The following is a 19,681-nucleotide window of genomic DNA, read 5'->3' on the forward strand; positions in this document are numbered from 1 at the left end:
TCATGTCCACATTTTTGTGTCTGCGCCACCCACAATGGCCCCCAGTGAGATAATGCGAAGGATAAAAGGGCGAAGCGCGACAAAGTTGTTTGAAGAGTTTCCCCATTTGAAAAAGCGGTATTGGGGTCGGCATTTTTGGGCGCGGGGATATTTTTGCGTAACCGCAGGCCAAGTTACCGATGAAATGATCAAGAATTACCTGGAGCATCATTTTGAACCCAATCCCGATGATAATTTCAAAACAGAAAGTTAGCGACGGGTCTTTGACCCGTATCCGTGCTTTCAGCACTTAAAGAAAACCCTCCGACTTTAGTCGGTGGTTGTTTAGTAAAAATAGCAGTTCATATTCCATTTAGCTCTGAAAGTCCTGTTGGACAAGACGATGGCTTTATTGTATGATCCCCATGCAATCGTCATTCCTTTAAAAAACGTCCAGAGAACGGTCATGAATCCTTCCGAACTAGAAAAACAGAACCGAGAACTTAAAAATGAGCTGGAAAGGCTTCGGTCTCATCAGAGTCAAGACGAAGAGCTTCTGCGGTTTGAACGCCTGCTTTCTGAAATATCCACGCAATTGATTGGGTGCACGCAAACGGATATTCAAAAGCCCATTGAGCTCGGTTTGAAGCTCATGGCCGATTTTTTGGATGTGGATCAGGTTGTGATTCTGGAAAAGTCCAGCGCTTCCGAAACAAAATCACGTTATGGGTATAGAAGGGATAATCATCCATTCCTTTTCCCGCAAAAACTCAGCAACACCTTTCCTTATGCAAAAAAAATGATGGACGCAGGCGAAGTCATCGTTTTTACAAACCTGCCCCATGATATCCCCCCGGAGGCTGAAATTGACCGGGCAAGCTGCATTAAGTACGGGTTCAAAGCCGTTCTTGGCGTTCCCCTGAAAGTCGGGGACGCCGTCATGGGCTCCGTGATTTGCTACTCCTTTTCCCAGCCGCGCACCTGGAGCGAAGGGCTTGTCCAAAGACTGCGTCTTTTTGGGGAAATGGTCGCCAACAGCATCAACCGGCATCGGGCGGAAGTCAAACTTCAGGAGCTTAACAAGCAGCTTCAGGCGGAAAACCTCTATTTAAAGGAGGAAATCGGCTTGAAACAAAGCCATCCTGATATAGTAGGAAAAAGCAGGGCCATTATTCGGGTCCTGAAACTGGTCGAGCAAGTGGCCGAAACAGACTCCACGGTCCTGATAACCGGGGAAACAGGCACAGGGAAAGAGTTGGTCGCCCACGCCGTCCATAGATTAAGCAAGCGGAAAAACAGGGCCATGGTTATCCTGAATTGCGCTGCACTGCCCCCGAATCTTGTAGAGAGCGAACTCTTCGGGCACGAAAAAGGCGCCTTTACAGGCGCATTGTCCAGACGAATCGGACGATTTGAAACCGCCCATGGCTCCACAATTTTTCTGGATGAAATCGATTCGCTTTCTTTGGAAATGCAGGCTAAACTGCTGCGGGTTCTCCAGCAGGGAACTTTTGAAAGACTGGGCGGCGCCTCCAGCATGAAGGTTGATGTTCGAGTGATTGCCGCCACCAATAAAAATTTAGCCGAAGAAATTTCCAAAGGATCTTTCCGCGAGGACCTGTTTTATCGCCTTAACGTCTTCCCCATTACCGTCCCGCCCTTGCGCAAACGGCCGGAAGACATACCCTTGCTTGTTCGGGAATTTGTTAAGACAATTTCCAGGCAAATGGGGAGGAAAATAGACACCATTCCCCAAAAAAGCATGGAAATGCTGAAAAGACAGCCCTGGCCGGGCAACGTCAGGGAATTGCAGAACGTGATTGAACGAGCCATTATTATCAGCAGCACATCCACCTTGTCCGTGCCCCGGTTAGTCTCTTCCCCGGGAGATTCCAAGGAGGTTCTCACTTTGGACGACGTCCAGCGCAGGCACATTATCGATGTTCTGGAAAACACGGGATGGCGGCTCAGCGGCAGCGACGGGGCAGCCAAACTCCTGGACATCAACCCCAAGACCCTGGAATCCCGCATGAAAAAGCTGGGCGTCCACCGCCCGAACAAAGCCCCTCAATAATCAGGAAATCCCTTTTATTTCAGGAATACAAGCAGCCAACGCTCCAGCTTTACAGCCCTTTTGAAACAAAAATAATAAATAATATCAAGACTATATAAAAGTTTCTTGCAAAAAAATCCCTTCCGGCACAGTTCTTCCAATATATCCCGGTCAGGAATGAGTTCTCTGCGAAAATACCATCCGCACTAAAGGAGGAACAACATGTCGGTGAACCTGGCTGAAGCCGTTGAAAAACTGGAGAAAGACTCTGTAATGCAGGAAGTGCAAAAAAGACTGGATAACGGGGAGGACGTCCTGCGGATCCTGGAGGAATGCCGCAACGGGATGACCGTGGTAGGCGACAAATTCCAGGCTGGTGAAGCCTTTCTCGCGGAGCTGATGCTTTCCGGGGAAATTTTCAAGGAAGTGATGAAAATCATCAAACCCCATATGACACAGGAGGCATCCCAGGAAAAAAAGGGAACGGTCATCATGGCTACCTTGCAGGGAGACATCCACGATCTGGGGAAGGATATCGTGGTGACCCTGCTGGAAGCTCGGGGCTTTGAAGTTCACAATCTGGGCGTGGATGTGCCCGTCGGCGCCCTGGTGGAAAAAGTGAAGGAAGTAAAGCCGGACTTCGTGGGGTTTTCGTCCTTGTTGACGCCCAACATCCAGGTGATGAAGCAAACCGTGGACCTGCTGGTTGAAAATAACCTGAGGGACAAGCTGAAAGTAATGATCGGCGGCGGCATTACCACGGACAAGGCCAGGGAGTTCGTCGGCGCGGATTTTCAGACTTTGGACGCCAACGAAGGGGTGAACTACTGTGTTTCCGTGATGGAGGGAAATTGATATGCCGAAGGAGACAATGACAAGATGGGAAAGAGTCTGGGCGGCTGCCAATGGCGAGAAATCCGACAGGGTCCCGGTGATTCCTGTTTACGGGCCCTATGGCGCCACCTTTCAAGGGATGTCCCAGGGCGACTATTACCGGGACATTGACAACGCCGGCTTGGAGGCCATGCTCAAAACTTTTGATGACGTGGGCGGATGGGACGCGATCTGGGGCAGCGGAGTCGGCTTTGACAGAAAGTACTGGAACCTGGCCGCACGCTATCCCATGGAGGTCAAGGAGCCGGGGACGGACACGCCCGATGACTATGTCATTCAGCTGCATGAAAGGGAAGTCCTTTTCTACGATGACTACGACCGCATCGCGGAGTTGGGCTACCGGAAGTTTTTTGACGACGAAGTGATTTTTAGGATTTCCAATTACACCCCTGAAAGCCTGCACGAGGCGAAAAAGCAGGTCGTCAAAACCATCATGAAAGCAAAGACGCTTTGGGAGCAGAGGGATGTGAACCTTTATTACACCTTCGGCGACATTGTGCCCTTCTTCACCCTGAGCCTGGGGCGCTCCCTGATCCGCTTTACCGAAGACCTCTATTACAAGCCGGAAAAAATCCATAACGCCCTGCGCCGGATGACCGACGACATCATAGAGCAAGGGCTGAAGGCTGCCAAACATTCGGACAGAAAGATCAATTTTCTGGTCTGCGAAAGGGGCTCGGCCTATCACTACCCCCTGGATATCTTCGAAAAATTCTGGATGAATTATGTAAAGGAAATCATCGAAGCCTGGTTTGCGGAAGGCATCATAACCAACTTTCATCTGGATACGGACTGGACCAAGAACCTGCCGTCCTTCAAAAAGAATCTTCCTAAACACTCTTTTATCCTGGAATTGGACAGCACCACAGACTTGATCAACGCCAGGGAAATCATGGGCGATCATTGCTGCATCAAGGGCGACGTTCCCGCCAGCCTTCTGAGTCTGGGCACGGCCGAAGACGTGGATGAGTACTGCAGGAAGATGATCCGGGAAGTTGGCCGGGATGGGGCGTATATTTTGGCTTCCGGCTGTGAAACCCCCATTGACACGAAAAGGGAAAACTTTCTGGCCATGCTGAACGCGGCGAAAACCAGCTTTTATTAAACGAAAACCCTTCAGGAGGAGACAAACATGAACTTAGCATCGGTTTTAGAGTGCACCGTAAAAGAATATCCGGATAAGGCGGCGGTTGTTTTAGGCGACATGAGACTGAGCTACCAGGCTGTCAATGCCATGGCAAATCAGATTGCCAACGGCCTGGTTGAGGCGGGAATTCAAAAGGGAGACAAAGTTGCCTTAAGCTGCCCCAACCTGCCTTACTTTCCCATTGTTTACTACGGCGTTCTCAAAGCGGGAGCGGTTGTCGTCCCCTTGAGCGTGCTGCTTAAAGGCCGGGAAATTGCCTACCATCTGACGGACAGCGACGCCAAGGCCTATTTCTGCTTCCAGGGATCCCCGGAACTACCCATGGCGGAAGAGGGGTATAAAGGATTTCAGGACAGTCCCGATTGTAAGGAGATGTTTATCATCACAGCCGACCCGGCCGCTGCTTCGCCTATTGAAGGCCTTAAAACTCTGGGGCAATTCATGGCCGGCCAGTCCCCCGTGTTTGAAACGGCCATGATGAATGCCGACGACACGGCAGTGATTCTTTATACGTCCGGAACAACCGGCCACCCAAAGGGCGCTGAACTGACTCACTGCAACCTGCTCATGCAGACCCTCACGCTCGTTTCGGGACTTCAGCTTAAGGCGCCTGATGTGCATCTGGTTCTTTTACCGCTTTTTCACTCCGCCGGGCAGGCGGAACACATGAACGCGGGATTCTCAACGGGCAACACCCTTGTCCTGGTTCCCCGTTTTTCGGCAGAGGCCGCCCTGGAGGCCATGCAAAAAGAAAAGGTCAGCGTCTTTATCGGGGTGCCGACCATGTATTGGGAGCTTCTCAATTATGAGGACAAGGACAACCGGTTTGACCTCGAAAAAATATCCAATGCTTTGCGGATCGGAGTGGCTGGCGCGGCGTCTCTGCCGGTGGAAATCATCAGGGGATTCGAAGAAAAATACAATATTGCCATTCTGGAAGGATACGGCCTGACGGAAACCTCCCCGACAGTTTCTTTCAACCATATAGGTAAGGAAAGAAAAGTCGGCTCCGTGGGAACTCCGGTCTGGGGTGTGCAGGCAAAAATCTTCGATGACAAGCACCAGGAGGTTCCCGTCGGCGAGGTGGGAGAAATTGTCGTCCAGGGGCACAACGTCATGAAAGGCTATTACAAGAAGCCCGACGAAACGGCAAGGGCCTTCAACGGCACGAACTGGCTGCATACCGGCGACCTGGGGAGAATGGACGAGGACGGCTACATCTACATCGTGGACAGGGTCAAGGACATGATTATCCGCGGCGGCTTCAACGTTTATCCCCGGGAGATTGAAGAGGTCCTCATGACCCATCCAGCGGTATCCCTGGTTGCGGTGGTCGGCGAGCCTCATGAAAGACACGGAGAGGAAATCAAGGCTTACATCGTGCTGAAAAAAGGGCAAACAGCCACGCCGGAGGAAATCACGGCATGGTCCAAGGAGCAGATGGCGTCCTACAAATATCCAAGGATCGTTGAGATCACCGAGGCGCTTCCCATGAACGCCACCGGAAAAATCCTCAAGAAAAACTTAAAGAAGCAGGCTGGCTGATGCCAACGAAGATCGACATCATATCCGGGGTCCTGGGTGCCGGAAAAACAACGCTGATCAACCGAATCCTTGATAGCGTCTTGAAGACGGACAAGACGGCCATCATTGAAAACGAGTTCGGCGAAATCGGCATTGATGGCTGCAGGTTCGCAGAATCGGGTGTGGCGTTAAGGGAAATCAGCGGTGGGTGCATCTGCTGTACCTTGTTCGGGGACTTTGTTTCCGCCGCTCGCCAGCTGATTTCCCAGGTCCGGCCGGACCGCATTATAGTCGAGCCCACCGGGGTTGGAAAGCTGACCGACGTGCTGAGAGCTCTTGAGGCCGTGGGGAAAGTGGAGCCGATAGAAATCAATATGATCGTCGCGGTTATCGATCCTCTAAGGTACAATCTTTATTCGAAAATGTTCGGCGAATTTTTTACGGATCAGATTCAAAAAGCGCGCACAATCTTTCTGAGCCGGACCCAGCTTGCTCCCGGGGACGCCATTGATCAGACCGTCAAGCATCTTAAGGAGATCAACCCCGACGCGGCCGTTGTAACAAGCTCCTGGGAGGATTTGACCGGCGAAGAAATGGTCTCCCTGGGAGAAAAACCCGGAGCCGCATGTATTTCGCCGACGGAAAGCATTTTGGCGAAAGAGGCGTTCTGTCATCATCACCATGCCGATGAAGTCTTTAAGGTGTGGAGCGCCGTTACATCCGTCCGTTACTCCCGGGAGCAGTTCCGGAAAGCGGTCCATAGGCTGTCAACGGAAGCCAGGTACGGGGAAATCGCTCGCGGCAAAGGGGTTTTCCAAACCCCGGAAGGCGGTTGGCTGCATTACGATTACGTACCTGGCGAAACCCTTTTTCAAAACGCGGAAGCCATGGATACGGGAAAACTGGTGTTCATCGGAAAAGAGTTAAATTCATCCGGGCTGGAGGAGCTTTTCGGCTTGGCCTTCATTAAAGGAGTGTAAAAAATGATTATAGTCGGAGAGCTGATTAACGCCACGCGAAAAGCGGTCCGAGAAGCCATGGAGGCGAGAGACGCCCAAGCTATTCAAGCCCTTGCCAAGGATCAAGCTGATGCGGGCGCCGACTTTCTTGATATCAATGCGGGCGTTTTTATGGATAACGAGGCGGAAAGCCTCAAATGGGTGATTGACGCCGTGTCTGGGGTCTCGGAAACGCCCTTTTGCATAGACAGTTCCACCGCGGAAACCATAGAGGCAGCATTAGCCTATTTGGAAACAAAACAAGGCTCGACCCCCATGGTCAATTCCATCTCTATGGAAAAAACCCGGTTTAATCAGGTCATGCCCCTTATCAAAGGAAGCAACCTAAAGGTCGTGGCCCTATGCATGAATGACGAGAGCATGCCGGAAACCGCGGACCAGCGCTTGGCCATTGCTGACGTATTGATCAACGAATTGGTCAAAAACGATATCCCCATTGAAAACATTTACGTGGACCCTCTGGTCCAGGCCCTGGCGGCAAACTCCGCTTTCGGCATGGAGTTTCTGAACGCCGTGGACCGGATCATGACTGAATATCCCGGCATCCATACCATTTGCGGCCTGTCCAATATTTCATACGGAATGCCGGCCAGGAAATTCATGAACCAGACCCTGATGACCATGGCCGTTGCCAGGGGGCTGGACGGCGCCATCATGGACCCCCTGGATAAAAGGATGATGGCCAATATCATTACGGCGGAAGCTCTGGCAGGCAAAGACAACTTTTCAATGAATTATATCAAGGCGTTTCGAGACGGAAAATTACCATAGGAACAGGCGCGGGCATGGTGAATTACAAAACCGTTACATTACTTCCTTCCGGCGAAAAAATCAGGGTCAAGCCCGGCAGCGTCCTCCTGGACGCTCTAAAAGATGGCTGCCCAATCCGGGCTGACTGCGGAGGAAAGGGCATTTGCGGAAAATGCAAGATCATCTTGGATGACCCGGAGCGGTCATCGCCTGTCGGCCTGGAAAAAGACTTCCTTGCCGAAAACCGGATAGACGCGGGATGGCGACTGGCCTGTCAAATCCAGGTCCACACGGACATGAAGATCCGGCTGCCGGAAAACTCCCTGGATCAGGGCCAGGCGCAGGGAAAATCCATTCCACGGGGGCCGTATACAGTCAACCAGGACCTGCATGCAGGGCCTCTGGGGCTGGCAGTGGATATCGGAACAACCAATGTGGCGGCCTATCTGTGCGACCTGCAAAAAGGCGTCATCCTGGCTTCAGCTTCCTCCGTCAACCCCCAGCGCAGGTTTGGACAGGACGTTGTGAGCCGCATCCAGGCCGCGTCAGACCCTGCCGGACTGGAAGAACTAAAATTCATCATAATTGACGCAATCCATTGTCTTGCCGATGAGTGCATTGTAAACGCAGGCCAGTCTCAAAAACAATTAAGCAGGCGGAATATTGGCTCATTAGCCGTGGTGGGAAACACAGCCATGCAGCACATTTTCGCTGGCATTGACCCAACTCCCCTGGCACTGAGCCCCTATGAGCCGGAAAATCATGCGGCAATGGACCGGTCTGCAAGATTTTTTGGCCTGGCTTTATCCGAGACGTGCAGGGCCTATATCGCGCCTGTTATATCCGGTTTCGCCGGAGGGGACATCCTGGCCTGCGCCCTGGCCGACGGCCTGATGGAGCGGCGGGAAACCACCCTTATTGTAGATGTGGGCACCAACGGGGAATTGATCCTGAAAAGTGGAGAAAATGTCTATGCCGCCAGTTGCGCGACAGGCCCCGCTTTTGAAGGCGCCTTGATTTCATGCGGTATGCGGGCGGTCGAGGGCGCGGTTTCCGCCTGTTCTTTTGACGCTGCGCGCAATAGATTTGCTTTTAAAACCATGGGAAACGATTCGCCTCCCCTGGGAATATGCGGTTCGGGGGTTATCGAAGCCGTCCATGCCCTGCGGGAGGCCGGATTCGTGGAGGCATCGGGCCGATTAATCCCCCAGGGCGGCGATTGGCCGGACAGGGTCAGCCTGCTTAATGGCCGGAGAAGATCCGGAGATGTGGATGTGTATATTACCCAGAAAGACGTCCGGCAGGTCCAGTTGGCCAAGGCGGCCGTCGCCACGGGGATTATCTGCCTCATGGAAAAAGCGGGCGTCAAACAAGTGGATCGAACCATCCTCACTGGAGCTTTCGGCCACGCATTTAACTGGCGCAAGGCGGCGGAGATCGGAATGTTCCCCGAACTGTCCGCGTTAGGCAGGGTGGAGACTCGGCCGAATCTGGCAGGCCAGGGAGCGGTTATGATTCTGCTTGATAAAACCCAACAAGCGGCTATTCAGAAAATTCAGGAGAGCGCAAATTATATCCATTTAGCTGATGACGCTGAATTTACGCAGCGGTTTGTATCCCAGACCCTTTTTCCTTATAATGGTAAATGATGCCCATGGACCGGATAGTTGTCCAAGATTTTAATTTGGACCTGAACCCGCCGGAAATAATCGAAGAACTGCGCATTTCCAAGGCGGGAAGCTCCATGGTTGCAAAATTTACGCAGCTTCTCGAAAATATGCAAAAAAATTGCAGGCCTAAGGGACTATACCGGCCGGTGGAAGTCGAACGCGTCGAAGATGACCAGGCAACTGTGGAAGGCGTCCTGTTAAAAAGCCGGGTGTTGGCGGTTCAGCTGGAGGACGTCCACCGGATATTCCCTTTTATCGCAACGTGCGGCAAAGAAGCGGCAGCCCTTGCTCATGATTGCACAAATATGCTTGAACGTTTTTGGATGGAAAGCATCCTGGACAAAATTCTTCAAGCAGCCATTACCCGCACAAGGGAGGATCTGGCACATACTTTTGGATTGAAAAAAACGGTTGTCATGACCCCGGGCAGTCTGGACGACTGGCCCCTGGAGGAACAGGCGCCATTGTTTTCCCTCTTGGGGGATGTGGAGGGGGAAGTAGGCGTCCGTCTGCTGGATTCCTTTATGATGACTCCGCGCCAGTCCATTTCCGGCATTATGTTTCCCGCGGAAACAAATTTTCAATCCTGCATGCTTTGCAATAGGAAGAGATGCCCCAAGCGCAGGGCGGACTATGATCAGGGCCTCTACGACAGGCGGTTCAGAAAAAGACCTTAGGAAAACCTCGGATGATGCGGCTTGGGCGTCCCTTCCCCATGCATTTTTAATACAAAGGCGACATATGGGTTTCCTCGGTGATTTTGGCGGGGAAGGTGGTGACGGGCAGGGTGACCGTAAAGGTGGTTCCGTGACCTTCCTGGCTGAATACGCGGATTTGCCCGCCGTGCTTGGTGATGATGCCCTGGGACATGGAAAGGCCCAGGCCCGTGCCTTTGCCCTGGGATTTGGTGGTGAAAAACGGATCGAAAATCGAGCCCAGGATGTGTTTGGGAATGCCGGTTCCGTAGTCGATGACCTTGACGGCGATGTAATGGGGTTCGTCCGCAGGCAGGACGGTGACCGTGATGTTTCCCCCCGACTGGGAAGCGTCAATGGCGTTTAAAATCAGATTCAGAAACACCTGCCTGAGCTGCTGGCTGTCCCCGTGCACCCGGGGCAGCTTATCCGTGGAAGAAAATTCAATGTTGATCTTGGATCGCTTGAGCCGGTTGGAAGCCAGGGCGATGGTGTCCTTGAGCATTTCAGCCACGTCCAGGGGGGCCAGTTGGGAGCCGCTTTCCCGGGCGAAATCCAGAAGGTTGGCGATGATGGCCTTGGCCCGGTTGGCTTCGTTGACCACGTCGTTCATCATGTCCATGCGCTCTTCATCGTCCGTGGATTCGTAATCCTCCAGGAACATGTGGCCGGTGATCATGATGTTGTTGATGGGGTTGTTCAATTCGTGGGCCACCCCTGCGGTGAGGGTGCCCACGGCGCGCAGCTTGTGGGACTGGATGAGCAGTTCCTCCCGCGCTTCCACGTCCAGGACCATCTGGTTGACGGCCAGGGCCAGTTCCGTGAATTCATCCCGGTAGGACCGTTTGGGCGTGATCAGGGTGTAATCCCCCGAGGCGATGCGTTGGGCGAAGGTTTTGTACTGTTCGATCCGATCAAGAACCCTGCGGGCCAGGATAAAGGAGTTCACGGTCATGATGGCCAGGAGCGCCAGAAGGAAGTAAATGTGCATGCGCCTGGCCCGGCTGATGGTCTTGGTGAGGGCCTGCCTTTCCTTGAGCGCCAGCTCCGCGGCCAGGGAAATCATGTTTTGCCCCTGCTCCCTGACTTCGTCCGTCAGAGCTTCCTTGGCGTGCGCCTCGGACCCGTCCCAGGCGTCGCCCAAAGCCAGCAGCCTGTTTATTAGGACCTCATACTCCTTGAGGTTGGAAAGCATCTGGTTGTAAACGTTTTCTCCTGTGATGGAAAGGATTTGCTCCTTGTTTGAGTCCAGGATGCGATTGGCGGAGGAAACGTTCTCCAGGCCGTCCTTGAGATTGGTTCCGTACAGGAAATAGTTTTTTTCAAAGCGCCTGGCCTGCTCGATTTCTATCAAATATTGATTGACCGTCTCCAGGAAGCGCACTTTGTGGTCCACCTCGTAGATGGACATTAAAAGGCCTATCACCGTGATGAGGGTGAAAAGGAACACCAGGGCGAAGCCAAGGTATATTTGGGCGCGTACGGAGAAACCAGGCCGGGCGAGCAGAGCCTTTCTGGCTTCTTCGAAGTCTCGGGCCCGCTCGTGCCGAGTGTTGACGGCTCCCTGGCCGGCGGCGTCTTCGGTTTTTTCCTGGGCGGCCTCGATCATGGCGTTAGGCGCTTTCGCCTGCTTCAAATGCAATGGGCTTGCCAAGGGCTTCTGCAGCCCTGGCGATGATGGCTCTCAGATCGTCGGGTTTGAAGGGTTTGGCGATAAAGTCAAAAGCCCCCTTTTCCATGGCTTCCCTGGCCAGGGACATCATGGCGAAGCCCGTGATCATAATCACTTTGGTGGCGTTATTCTTGGCCACCACGTGCTCCAGGACCTGCATGCCGTCCACTTCCGCCATGCTGATGTCTGTCACTACGACGTCAAAAAACTTTTCATCGATGCGTTTCAGGGCTTCCACGGGGTTTTGAAACACTTCCACTTCGCAGCCGACTTTGGCCAAAGCGGGCTTAAGCCTTTTACCCACTATGGGCTCATCGTCCAGCAATAAAACATCCAAATTAGACATGGCATACTCCTATTCGCATAATATAATCTAACGGTTGCTTTCTACAGCTTGCCCGATAAAATCCGTGAGGATGTGCACTTCCACATGCTTGACGCCCGGGACTGTACGGGCCGCTTCCTTGGCCACGGCCGAGTATTTTTTTGCGTTCCTTTTAAGCGCCTGGATGTGGATGACCGTGTTTTCTCCGTCCACCCTCACGCGGCAGTCGGGGAAGCGCTCCACCAATTTGGCCTTGACCTGGGCGGCCATGAGGAATTCCTTGACGCAGTTGATGGAATAGGTCATGGGCTCAAATTGCCTTAAGGCGGCCGTTTCCAGAATCATTTTTACGGCTTCTTCCTCTTCGATCTGGTTCAGGCTGATGACCAGGTCATACAGGCCGGCGTTGGACTCGTCCTGCTTGAAGACGTCCCGGGACCAGCGGTTTCTCGCTTTTTCATGCTTGGCGATAATTTTTTCAGCCTTGTTTTCCGGCGCGGTTCCTGCGGGGTGCAGCTCTTTGATCAATTGCTCAGGCCGTGTGAGTACGCGCACCTTGAAAAAGTGGGACACTCCCTTGGCGTAAAGGTGGGCGCCAAGGCCATAGCAGACGATGTTGTCCGGCAGGAGTTTTTCTAAAGCAACGGCCTGAATATACGTCATGCATTGTTTTTTGAGCTTGGCCGGCATGCCGAATATGCCTGCTGGTTTGTCCAGGGCCTTTTTAAGCTGCGCTACGTCCACATCGTACTTTTGGGCCGTTTCCGGTAGAATATCCCTGTTTACAACCGAAAAACCGCCTTTCTCTGCAATCTTTTCCGCAATGCGTGCAGCCGTTAAAGAAGAGTCCGAAGAAATGATAATGCTTGCCATGGCTGTCTCCTAATTTGAATTAAACGCCGTAAAAGAAATAAATCATAGCAATCATCACAACAATGAAAACGACGGACACCACGGATCCCGCCTTCATATAATCCTTGCTGCGATAATGCCCGGGGCCCATGTACAGGGCATTGACCTGGTGGGTGGGTAGGATGAATGAGTTGCTGGTGGCCAAGCCCACGACCAGAGCCGCCATCCTGGGATCCGCCTTGGCGGCGATGGCCATGTTCACCACCAAAGGCACCAGGAGCACGGTGGCGCCCACGTTGGATATGACCAGTGTGAACACGGTGGACAGGATTCCGATTACGGTCAATAGAACAATAGGGCTTACGTCTCCGATGGCGCTGAGCACCGCGTTGGCGATCCATGCAGCCGTACCCGTCTTTTCCGTGGCGATGCCAAGCGGAATAAGCCCGGCCAGCAGGAAGATGGTTCGCCAGTCCACGGCCTCGTAAGCCTCGTCAATAGTGATGACTCTGGTCAATATCATGCCCAGGGCGCCGGTCATGAGGCACATGGACAGTTGCAGATGGAAAACAATGACCATGATCAGGGCCACGGCCAGCCAAAATCCGGCGAACATGGCCTTTTGGGGCCGCATAGGTTCTTTTTCGATAGGCGTGATAAACAGGAAGTTGCGCTCTTCCGCCAGGAGTTGGAGCCTTTTCCAGTCGCCGAACAATAGCACGGAGTCGCCTGCGGTAAGAGGAATATCGCCCAGGTCGGCGCGATACACCTCGCCCTGGCTGTACATGGCGATGGGCGTTACCTGGTAGCGGTCCCGGAGGTTGATCTCCCGCAGGGTCTTGCCTTCCACATGGGAGCGGGGCGCTACAACGGCTTCCACGCTGCCGGAAAGATCGTCCGTCAGAAGGGTCTTGAATACATCCAATTGGGGCTTCATATCCATGCCCAATTCAACGGCCATTCTCTTGGCGTTTTCCTCAGCCCCGAACACCGCAATATCCATCTTGCCGCGCAACTCCAGGTCCGCCGGAGGCGGCGCCAGAATGTGGTCCGGAGGCTCTTTTGCAGCGACAATGTTTAAAAGATAGCGCTGGCGCAGGTTTCTGACGGTCACTGGATCCCGGTAATGTGTGAAGTCGGAGGGGATGTGAAGTTCAAAATGGCCGTCTCCGTTGGACGCTTTCCGCTCCATGGCGCTTGCGTCCTGCAGTGCGGCATCCTCTTTGGGTTGAGGCAGGATAAATCGCCCGGCCACCACAAAGGTGAGAATGCCGGCCGCCACCAGGGCCGCGCCCACCGGGGTTACGTCAAACAGTCCAAATGGCTTCAGCCCAAAGGGCTCCAGCAATTCATTCAAAAGAATCAAGGGGCTGGACCCGACAAGGGTGACGGTTCCGCCCAGGATGGCGGAAAAGCCGATGGGCATTAAAAGTTTGCTGGTGGGAATGCTCCGATCCTTGCTGATTCGCTGAATGGCCGGCAAAAACAGGGCTGCCGCTCCGATATTTTGCATAAAGCTGGAGATGAACGCCACGGTTGCCGAGATGAAAATAATGATGCGGTTAGTGCTGCTCCCCGCCAAAGCCAGCACGGGCTTAACCAATCGGTTGATGAGCCCGGTCCGGTCCAGGCCGGCCCCGATAATGATGACGGCTATGATGGAAATAACTGCATTTGATGAGAATCCTACAAATGCCTCCTTAGGGGTGACCAGCCCCAATAAGGGCAATGTCACCATCATGAGAATGGCCACAACATCCACGCGCACCCATTCTACAATAAACAGAAAAACAGCCAAACAGATCATGGCCATAACCATGATAATTTCCAGACTCAGACCAGCCATGACAGCACCCTCTTCGCCTATCGACGGTTTCAAATTGGTTACGAATTTTTTAAATAGCAGTTCTTTTTGAATTACGACAAAAACGGGGCCTGGGGTCCCAAAAATCATCCCCAAACGTTATGCGGCCGGAACAAGAACAAAAAGGTGAATGGAAAGTACAATAAAGATGCTTGGCACGCCTTTTTGGTCTGAGTAGTTCCGGTCAAGGCGGTGATTAGGAATTTCATAGCAGGCTTAATTCTCGAGGTCAAGGAAGAAATCTTTGCTTTTTGTTAACAAATTTGGAATGTTATTTAAGTGAGTGTTAATAAGACTTGGTTTGCGGTAGGAGATTTGCAGCCTGAATAGCTCTCTGGGAAGATCGAAAAAACAGAATAGACGGAGACTTTTCCCGTCGTTAAAGGCTTTAGGCGTTTCGTTATTCCAAATGTGCATTGGAAGAAAAAGGGGAGCCTCCTTGAAAGGAAACTCCCCTTTGGGAATTGCATATTACAGGCTTAGGCGCTTAGTGATGCTCGCCGTGGCCGTCGTGTCCATGATCGTCATGGCCGTGGCCGGAGTCGCCTTTGATGGTCTGCATAAAGGATTTGCCGAGCACGTAGTTCACGCCCAGAGCCATGATGCAGATGGCGTACCAGAGCCCGCCCATAAAGACGATGTGCGACATGTCCCAGTGCCATTCAAATGAAAACGGAAACATTTGCTTTCTCCTTTTCCCGCCTTACCGGGAGCTTGGCCCTTAGACCGGGTTGAGTTCGCGTTCCTGGGGGAACACCGGCAAATACCTGTGGCTGAGGCTGATGAGAATCACGCCGTAGGCCACGGGCAGGACCGTGGTGGCCAGTTCCTGCCAACTCGGGAAGTACAGGGCGAACTGGTCGAAGGTCATGATGGGCGCCGCCATGACCTGGAGGACCATGACCCAGCGGTTGATCATGGCGCACATGGAGCCCAGCAGGACTGCCACAACCAAAGCGGGCTTGCTCTGCCTGCCCTTTTTGCTCACCAGGATCAGGGCCGGAATTACGGAGCACAGGATTTCAATCAACAGAATCCAGGGAACCCCTCCCAGCTTGGTGTAGATCAGGGAGGCGTTGGTGTAAAAATCCGTGATCTGCAGGCCGTGCTTGGGCAGCATGACGAATCCCCAGTACAGGGTGTCGGCGATTTTGGCGATGGAGTAGGTCAGGAGCATCCACCCTGCAATCTTGGCCAGCAGTTCCACCACATTGTCCTTCACCAGCTTTTTGCGGGTGATGGCTTCCGTGATTTTGGTCACCAGGATGGTGAAGCAGGGGCCGCAGGCCGCCGCAGACCAGGTGAACAGGAAGAAGGTGGTGGGCCAGATGTAAAACTCGGGGCGGTAGGCGAAAGGCCTGCCGAACAAAACGCCGGCCACGCCGCCCAGGGAGCCCTGGTGGAAGAAGGACAGGAACGCGCCTGTGGCCGCAAAGATGGCCATGACTTCGTGGAAGTTATGGGCGGTGTGATGGAAGAAGGGGATTTCGTCCAATTTGCGGTTTTCCAAAACCAGGGGAATGTATTCGATGCACAGGACCCCAAAGTAGCAGCTCAGGCAGAAGGCCACCTCCGTCAGCATGGAGTGCACGTTCGCATGCCAGAAGATGAACCACCCGCGGAGAGGCTGACCAATATCGATCGCCAGGATCAAAAGGGCGGAACTGTAGCAGATAAACCCAATGAGCACGGCGTAGTTGATGATATACTTCAGGGGGTCTTTGCCGATGACGTACCGGAGGAGGCCGGTGAAAAAGGCGCCGCCGCCCACGGCGATAACGGCCAAGTCGGCCCAGATCCAGAGTGCGAAGCCGTAGTAGTCGTTCATGTTGGTCTGGTTGAGGCCCTTGAACCAACACAGGAACATGGCGTATACGCCCCACAGGAGGACGGTTCCGAAAAAGCCCAGCCACAGGACAAACTGCCACAACGGGGCTCTTTGAACCCCCTCGGGGTGCAGTTGCGACTCCAGTCGAACTAGTTTTTGATAGGCTGCTTCCATTAGTGCTGCTCCTTGCCAATCAATGTATTCAAGCTGTTCATTCAAGTTTTCAGCTTAAGCGGCGATTGTGAATCGCCGCCTTTTGGCCTTAGTGATGACCTCCCGAAGGCTTTTTATCCGCCGGGCTGGTTTCCCTAAGGGATGCGTTGCCGGCCTTAACCACCCAATCTCTGGCGGAAAGGTAGTAAACCTTGGGATTGGTGTCCAACTCCTCCAGCAGGCGGAAGGGCTTGCGGCCCTGCAGTACGGCGTGGCCTTCGTGCTTGTCGTTTACGACCTTGTGCACCATGTGGCGCTCGTTGTTCAGGTCGCCGAAGGTGATGGCGCCGGCCGGGCAGGCCTGGGTGCACGCGGTCTGGTATTCGTGTTCTTCCAGTTCGCGGCCTTCGTAAAAAGCCCTGTCCATGGCCCGTTGATATCTGTGGAAGCAAAAGCTGCATTTTTCCACGATGCCGCGCATGCGCACGGAGACGTCCGGGCTCAGGTATTCCTTCATGTCTGCGGGGAATTTGGGATCCCACCAGTTAAAGTAACGCGCTTTGTATGGGCAGGCGCCCATGCAGTAACGGCATCCGAAGCAGCGGGTGTAAATCTGGCTGACGATGCCCGTCTTATAGCTGTAATCCGTTGCAGTAGCCGGACACACGGAAACGCAGGGGCTGTGTCCCGCGTCGTGCTTGCCCCCGCAATGCATGCAGGGCCTGGGCAGGTAACAGGTTTCGGCTTCGGGAAAGGCTTTGCCGTTGCTCAGTTTAAAAACCCGCATCCAGGTGATGGTGTCCAGTTTGTTTGTCTCGTCCGGTTTGGTGGGGACGTTATTCTCCGCCATGCAGGCCACCATGCAGGCGCCGCAACCGGTGCACTTGTCCAGGTCGATGACCATCCCGTATTTGGAGCCTTGGGCGTGGCCGTTTCCTTCCTGGTGTCCGTGTCCTTGTGTTTCTCCCATTAGAACCTCACCTTATGGATTAAGTCAGTTTCGCCCTGATTCCCCAAGCCACGTCAAAGCCTGTGGCAGGATCCTGAACGGGGCTGATGAGGGTGTTGTAATTGGTTCCCTTGCCACCCACAAATTCATCATGAGCTATATGGCCCAGCCCCCTTGGAACGCCCACCAGGCCGGGGGCGATTTCTTCGGAGCAATGGACTCTTACCTTGGCCTTCGCCACCGGGGTTTCCAGGACGGCTTCCGAGCCTTCCTTAAAGCCGTACTGCTGGGCGGTCATGGCGTTGACCTGCACCACAAGCTCTTTATGCTTCAGTTTTTTATCCGAGACGGTTTTGACCATGAAGGGCGTATCCGCAATGGCGCCGGTGGCCAGCCTGATGCAGTCCACTGGGGTCGCGATCAGGGGGTATTGTTCCGCCTTGCCCTGGATGGAGATCCTGCTTTCCATGCCGGAGCGGGCGAAGAAACGGAACCGTACGCCTTCCGTCTCAGGGGTAAAATCTTCATCTACATAGACGCCGCCCCTTTTCAGAAGAGGCCATTTGCCGCCAAGAGCCTGCTGCATGGCTTCGGCGCTGTCGGCCCAGGGGAACGACTGGGCGATGGTTCCGCCCATGGCTTTGGCGATTTCAATGATGGAGTCGCCCATGGCCTTGGTTTTGTACACCGGCTTGATGACCGGCTCCGCCAGGCCGTACACGGGTTTTGCAAAACCCGGAGGCGTGGGCGCGTCCACCGTGCTTTCCAGAAAGATGTGATCCGGAAGAATGATGTCCGCGTAAGCCGTGGTATCGTTGAACTGAGAAGAAAAGCTGACGATGTACTCGACCTTTTGGAGGGCTTCCGCCGTTTTTTCCGTGTCAGCCAGGGTGTACAGCGGATTGGAGCCCGCTAGCAACAGAACCTTGAGGCCTTCGTGGGAAGAATTCAGGGCCTGAGGCAGAACGCTCGCCAGATTGGAGTGGCCGTATTTGGAGCGTCCCCTGACGGATACCAGGGAAGGCTTGTAGCTCCTGGCTTCGGCGTCCATGACAATCGGCTTCCAGGGGTATTTGGGTTCGTCGGGCACCACCACCATGCCGCCTTCCTTGCGGTTGATGGCGCCAACCAGAGCGTTCAAGGCCTGGACGGCGTTCAACTCGGCCTGGGAGACCGGACGGTCGCCGTTGCCCTTGCCGGCGACGGCCAGGGGCTTTTCGGCCGTTGCAAAAGCGATGGCCCTGGATTCCAGCTCTTCCAGCCATTTTTTCCGGTATTCTTTATTGTCAACCGGGCAGGCAATCTTAACCACCTTGGCGGGAGCGTATTCGCTTTCCACCGTGCGGTAAAAATCCCTGAATCCCGTGGTGTTCCAGTTGACGTATCCCCGGTCGTAAAGATTCTTGGAGATGATGACGTGGGCCATGGCCATGGCCACCGCGCCTTCGGTTCCGGGAACGATGGGCAGCCATTTGTCCGCCTTGGCCGCCGTGTTGGAAAGCTGGGCGTCGATCTGCACCAGGGTGGCGTGGCCGTCATGGTTTTCGCGCCACTTGCTGTGAGCCTGGAACACATGCACCGGAGATCCCCATCCGTCCAGGAGGCCTGCGCCGAAGGAAAGGATGTAGTCGGCGTTTTCCAGGTCGAATCCGGCGGTTCCGTTCAGCCCCAGGGTGCGGAGGATGTTTTCCTCGTAACAGTCCCAGGCGGTTGCCTGCCAGTAGAAGTTAGGCGACCCATAGGCTTCCATAAACCGGGAGAAGAGGGAGTTGATGACGCCTTTTCCGCCGCCGGCGATGCAGCCCAGATCCTGGGCGCGTCCGGTCTCCCGGACTTCGGCCAGCTTGCCGCTGACTTCGCTGATGGCTTCCTCCCAGGTGATTTCCACCCATTTGCCTTCGCCCCGTTTTCCCGCCCTTTTCATGGGGGTGTGCACTCTGGCGGGGCCGAAAAGAAGCTGGAGTGCGGTCAGGCCCAGGATGCAGATGCCGCCGTCATTGACGGGGCCGCCTTCCACGCCTTCCAGTTTGATGGGCCGCTCGTCCACCTTGCGGACTTTGACCCGGCAGCCGCCGGGGCACAATGTGCAGGTGGTCTCTTCAAAGCTGACTTCACCGTCCGCGGGAACCGGGGTCCAAGGCCAGTTTTGGGTCCAGATGGAGGAGTCGTCCATGAGTTTCCAGGACAACGGGCTGAACATGGATCCTACAGCGCCGCCAGCCGCCCCCGCGGTACTGACCAACAGGAAGTTTCTTCTGTTGAGTTTCATATGTTTTATCCCTCACTTCTTGCCAGAAGAATTTGGTT

General features: G+C 54.0%; 17 protein-coding genes. 9 read left to right on the top strand and 8 right to left on the bottom strand.

Annotated elements, in window-relative coordinates:
- The 9 genes from tnpA to BUE18_RS23295 form a co-directional block, all read left to right on the top strand.
- Positions 1 to 253: IS200/IS605 family transposase (tnpA, locus tag BUE18_RS23255; RefSeq protein ID WP_139264878.1), on the top strand; the 253-nt coding region annotated here is incomplete at its 5' end.
- A gap of 129 nt (positions 254 to 382) precedes the next feature.
- A complete protein-coding gene (locus tag BUE18_RS23260; RefSeq protein WP_073478556.1) occupies positions 383 to 2,053 on the top strand; it encodes a sigma-54-dependent Fis family transcriptional regulator in 1,671 nt (556 codons plus the stop codon).
- 201 nt (positions 2,054 to 2,254) lie between these two features.
- Complete coding sequence (locus tag BUE18_RS23265; RefSeq protein ID WP_073478557.1) at positions 2,255 to 2,887, top strand: cobalamin B12-binding domain-containing protein; 633 nt, start codon at positions 2,255 to 2,257, stop codon at positions 2,885 to 2,887.
- A gap of 1 nt (position 2,888) precedes the next feature.
- Positions 2,889 to 4,031, top strand: a complete 1,143-nt coding sequence (locus BUE18_RS23270; protein WP_073478558.1) for a uroporphyrinogen decarboxylase family protein — start codon at positions 2,889 to 2,891, stop codon at positions 4,029 to 4,031.
- 27 nt (positions 4,032 to 4,058) lie between these two features.
- Positions 4,059 to 5,618: a long-chain-fatty-acid--CoA ligase gene (locus BUE18_RS23275; RefSeq protein ID WP_073478559.1), complete on the top strand. Its 1,560-nt coding sequence runs from the start codon at positions 4,059 to 4,061 to the stop codon at positions 5,616 to 5,618.
- Positions 5,618 to 6,577, top strand: coding sequence for a CobW family GTP-binding protein (locus BUE18_RS23280; protein WP_073478560.1), 960 nt, complete (start codon positions 5,618 to 5,620; stop codon positions 6,575 to 6,577). The genes BUE18_RS23275 and BUE18_RS23280 overlap by 1 nt, the downstream gene beginning before the upstream one ends.
- 3 nt (positions 6,578 to 6,580) lie before the next feature.
- The gene (locus BUE18_RS23285) at positions 6,581 to 7,387 is read left to right on the top strand and encodes a dihydropteroate synthase (protein WP_073478561.1); all 807 of its coding nucleotides are present in this window, start codon (positions 6,581 to 6,583) and stop codon (positions 7,385 to 7,387) included.
- A 14-nt stretch (positions 7,388 to 7,401) separates the two neighbouring features.
- On the top strand, positions 7,402 to 9,015 hold the full coding sequence (locus BUE18_RS23290) for an ASKHA domain-containing protein (RefSeq protein ID WP_073478562.1): 1,614 nt from the start codon (positions 7,402 to 7,404) through the stop codon (positions 9,013 to 9,015).
- 5 nt (positions 9,016 to 9,020) lie between these two features.
- Positions 9,021 to 9,713, top strand: coding sequence for a vitamin B12 dependent-methionine synthase activation domain-containing protein (locus BUE18_RS23295; protein ID WP_170868444.1), 693 nt, complete (start codon positions 9,021 to 9,023; stop codon positions 9,711 to 9,713).
- Between the two features lie 46 nt (positions 9,714 to 9,759).
- Here the strand turns inward: BUE18_RS23295 and BUE18_RS23300 are convergent, their stop codons facing one another.
- The 8 genes from BUE18_RS23300 to qrcB form a co-directional block, all read right to left on the bottom strand.
- Positions 9,760 to 11,385, bottom strand: coding sequence for a sensor histidine kinase (locus tag BUE18_RS23300; protein ID WP_244549370.1), 1,626 nt, complete (start codon positions 11,383 to 11,385; stop codon positions 9,760 to 9,762).
- Positions 11,345 to 11,749, bottom strand: coding sequence for a response regulator (locus BUE18_RS23305; RefSeq protein ID WP_073478565.1), 405 nt, complete (start codon positions 11,747 to 11,749; stop codon positions 11,345 to 11,347). The genes BUE18_RS23300 and BUE18_RS23305 overlap by 41 nt, the downstream gene beginning before the upstream one ends.
- 27 nt (positions 11,750 to 11,776) lie before the next feature.
- Entirely contained in the window at positions 11,777 to 12,601 is an 825-nt protein-coding gene (locus BUE18_RS23310) for a cytidylate kinase-like family protein (protein ID WP_073478566.1), read from the bottom strand.
- A gap of 19 nt (positions 12,602 to 12,620) precedes the next feature.
- Positions 12,621 to 14,426, bottom strand: a complete 1,806-nt coding sequence (locus tag BUE18_RS23315) for an SLC13 family permease (protein ID WP_073478567.1) — start codon at positions 14,424 to 14,426, stop codon at positions 12,621 to 12,623.
- Between the two features lie 505 nt (positions 14,427 to 14,931).
- Positions 14,932 to 15,126 carry a hypothetical protein gene (locus BUE18_RS23325; RefSeq protein ID WP_012610410.1) on the bottom strand — a complete coding sequence of 65 codons (195 nt, stop codon included), beginning with the start codon at positions 15,124 to 15,126 and terminating at the stop codon, positions 14,932 to 14,934.
- A gap of 39 nt (positions 15,127 to 15,165) precedes the next feature.
- Entirely contained in the window at positions 15,166 to 16,446 is a 1,281-nt protein-coding gene (qrcD, locus tag BUE18_RS23330) for a menaquinone reductase integral membrane subunit QrcD (protein WP_083611247.1), read from the bottom strand.
- An 88-nt stretch (positions 16,447 to 16,534) separates the two neighbouring features.
- A complete protein-coding gene (gene qrcC / locus BUE18_RS23335; protein ID WP_073478569.1) occupies positions 16,535 to 17,395 on the bottom strand; it encodes a menaquinone reductase iron-sulfur cluster-binding subunit QrcC in 861 nt (286 codons plus the stop codon).
- A 19-nt stretch (positions 17,396 to 17,414) separates the two neighbouring features.
- On the bottom strand, positions 17,415 to 19,643 hold the full coding sequence (gene qrcB, locus BUE18_RS23340; RefSeq protein ID WP_073478570.1) for a menaquinone reductase molybdopterin-binding-like subunit QrcB: 2,229 nt from the start codon (positions 19,641 to 19,643) through the stop codon (positions 17,415 to 17,417).
- Between the last annotated feature and the right edge of the window lie 38 nt (positions 19,644 to 19,681).

It is taken from the genome of Desulfatibacillum alkenivorans DSM 16219 (genome assembly GCF_900142135.1).
In the GTDB taxonomy this organism is placed as follows: domain Bacteria; phylum Desulfobacterota; class Desulfobacteria; order Desulfobacterales; family Desulfatibacillaceae; genus Desulfatibacillum; species Desulfatibacillum alkenivorans.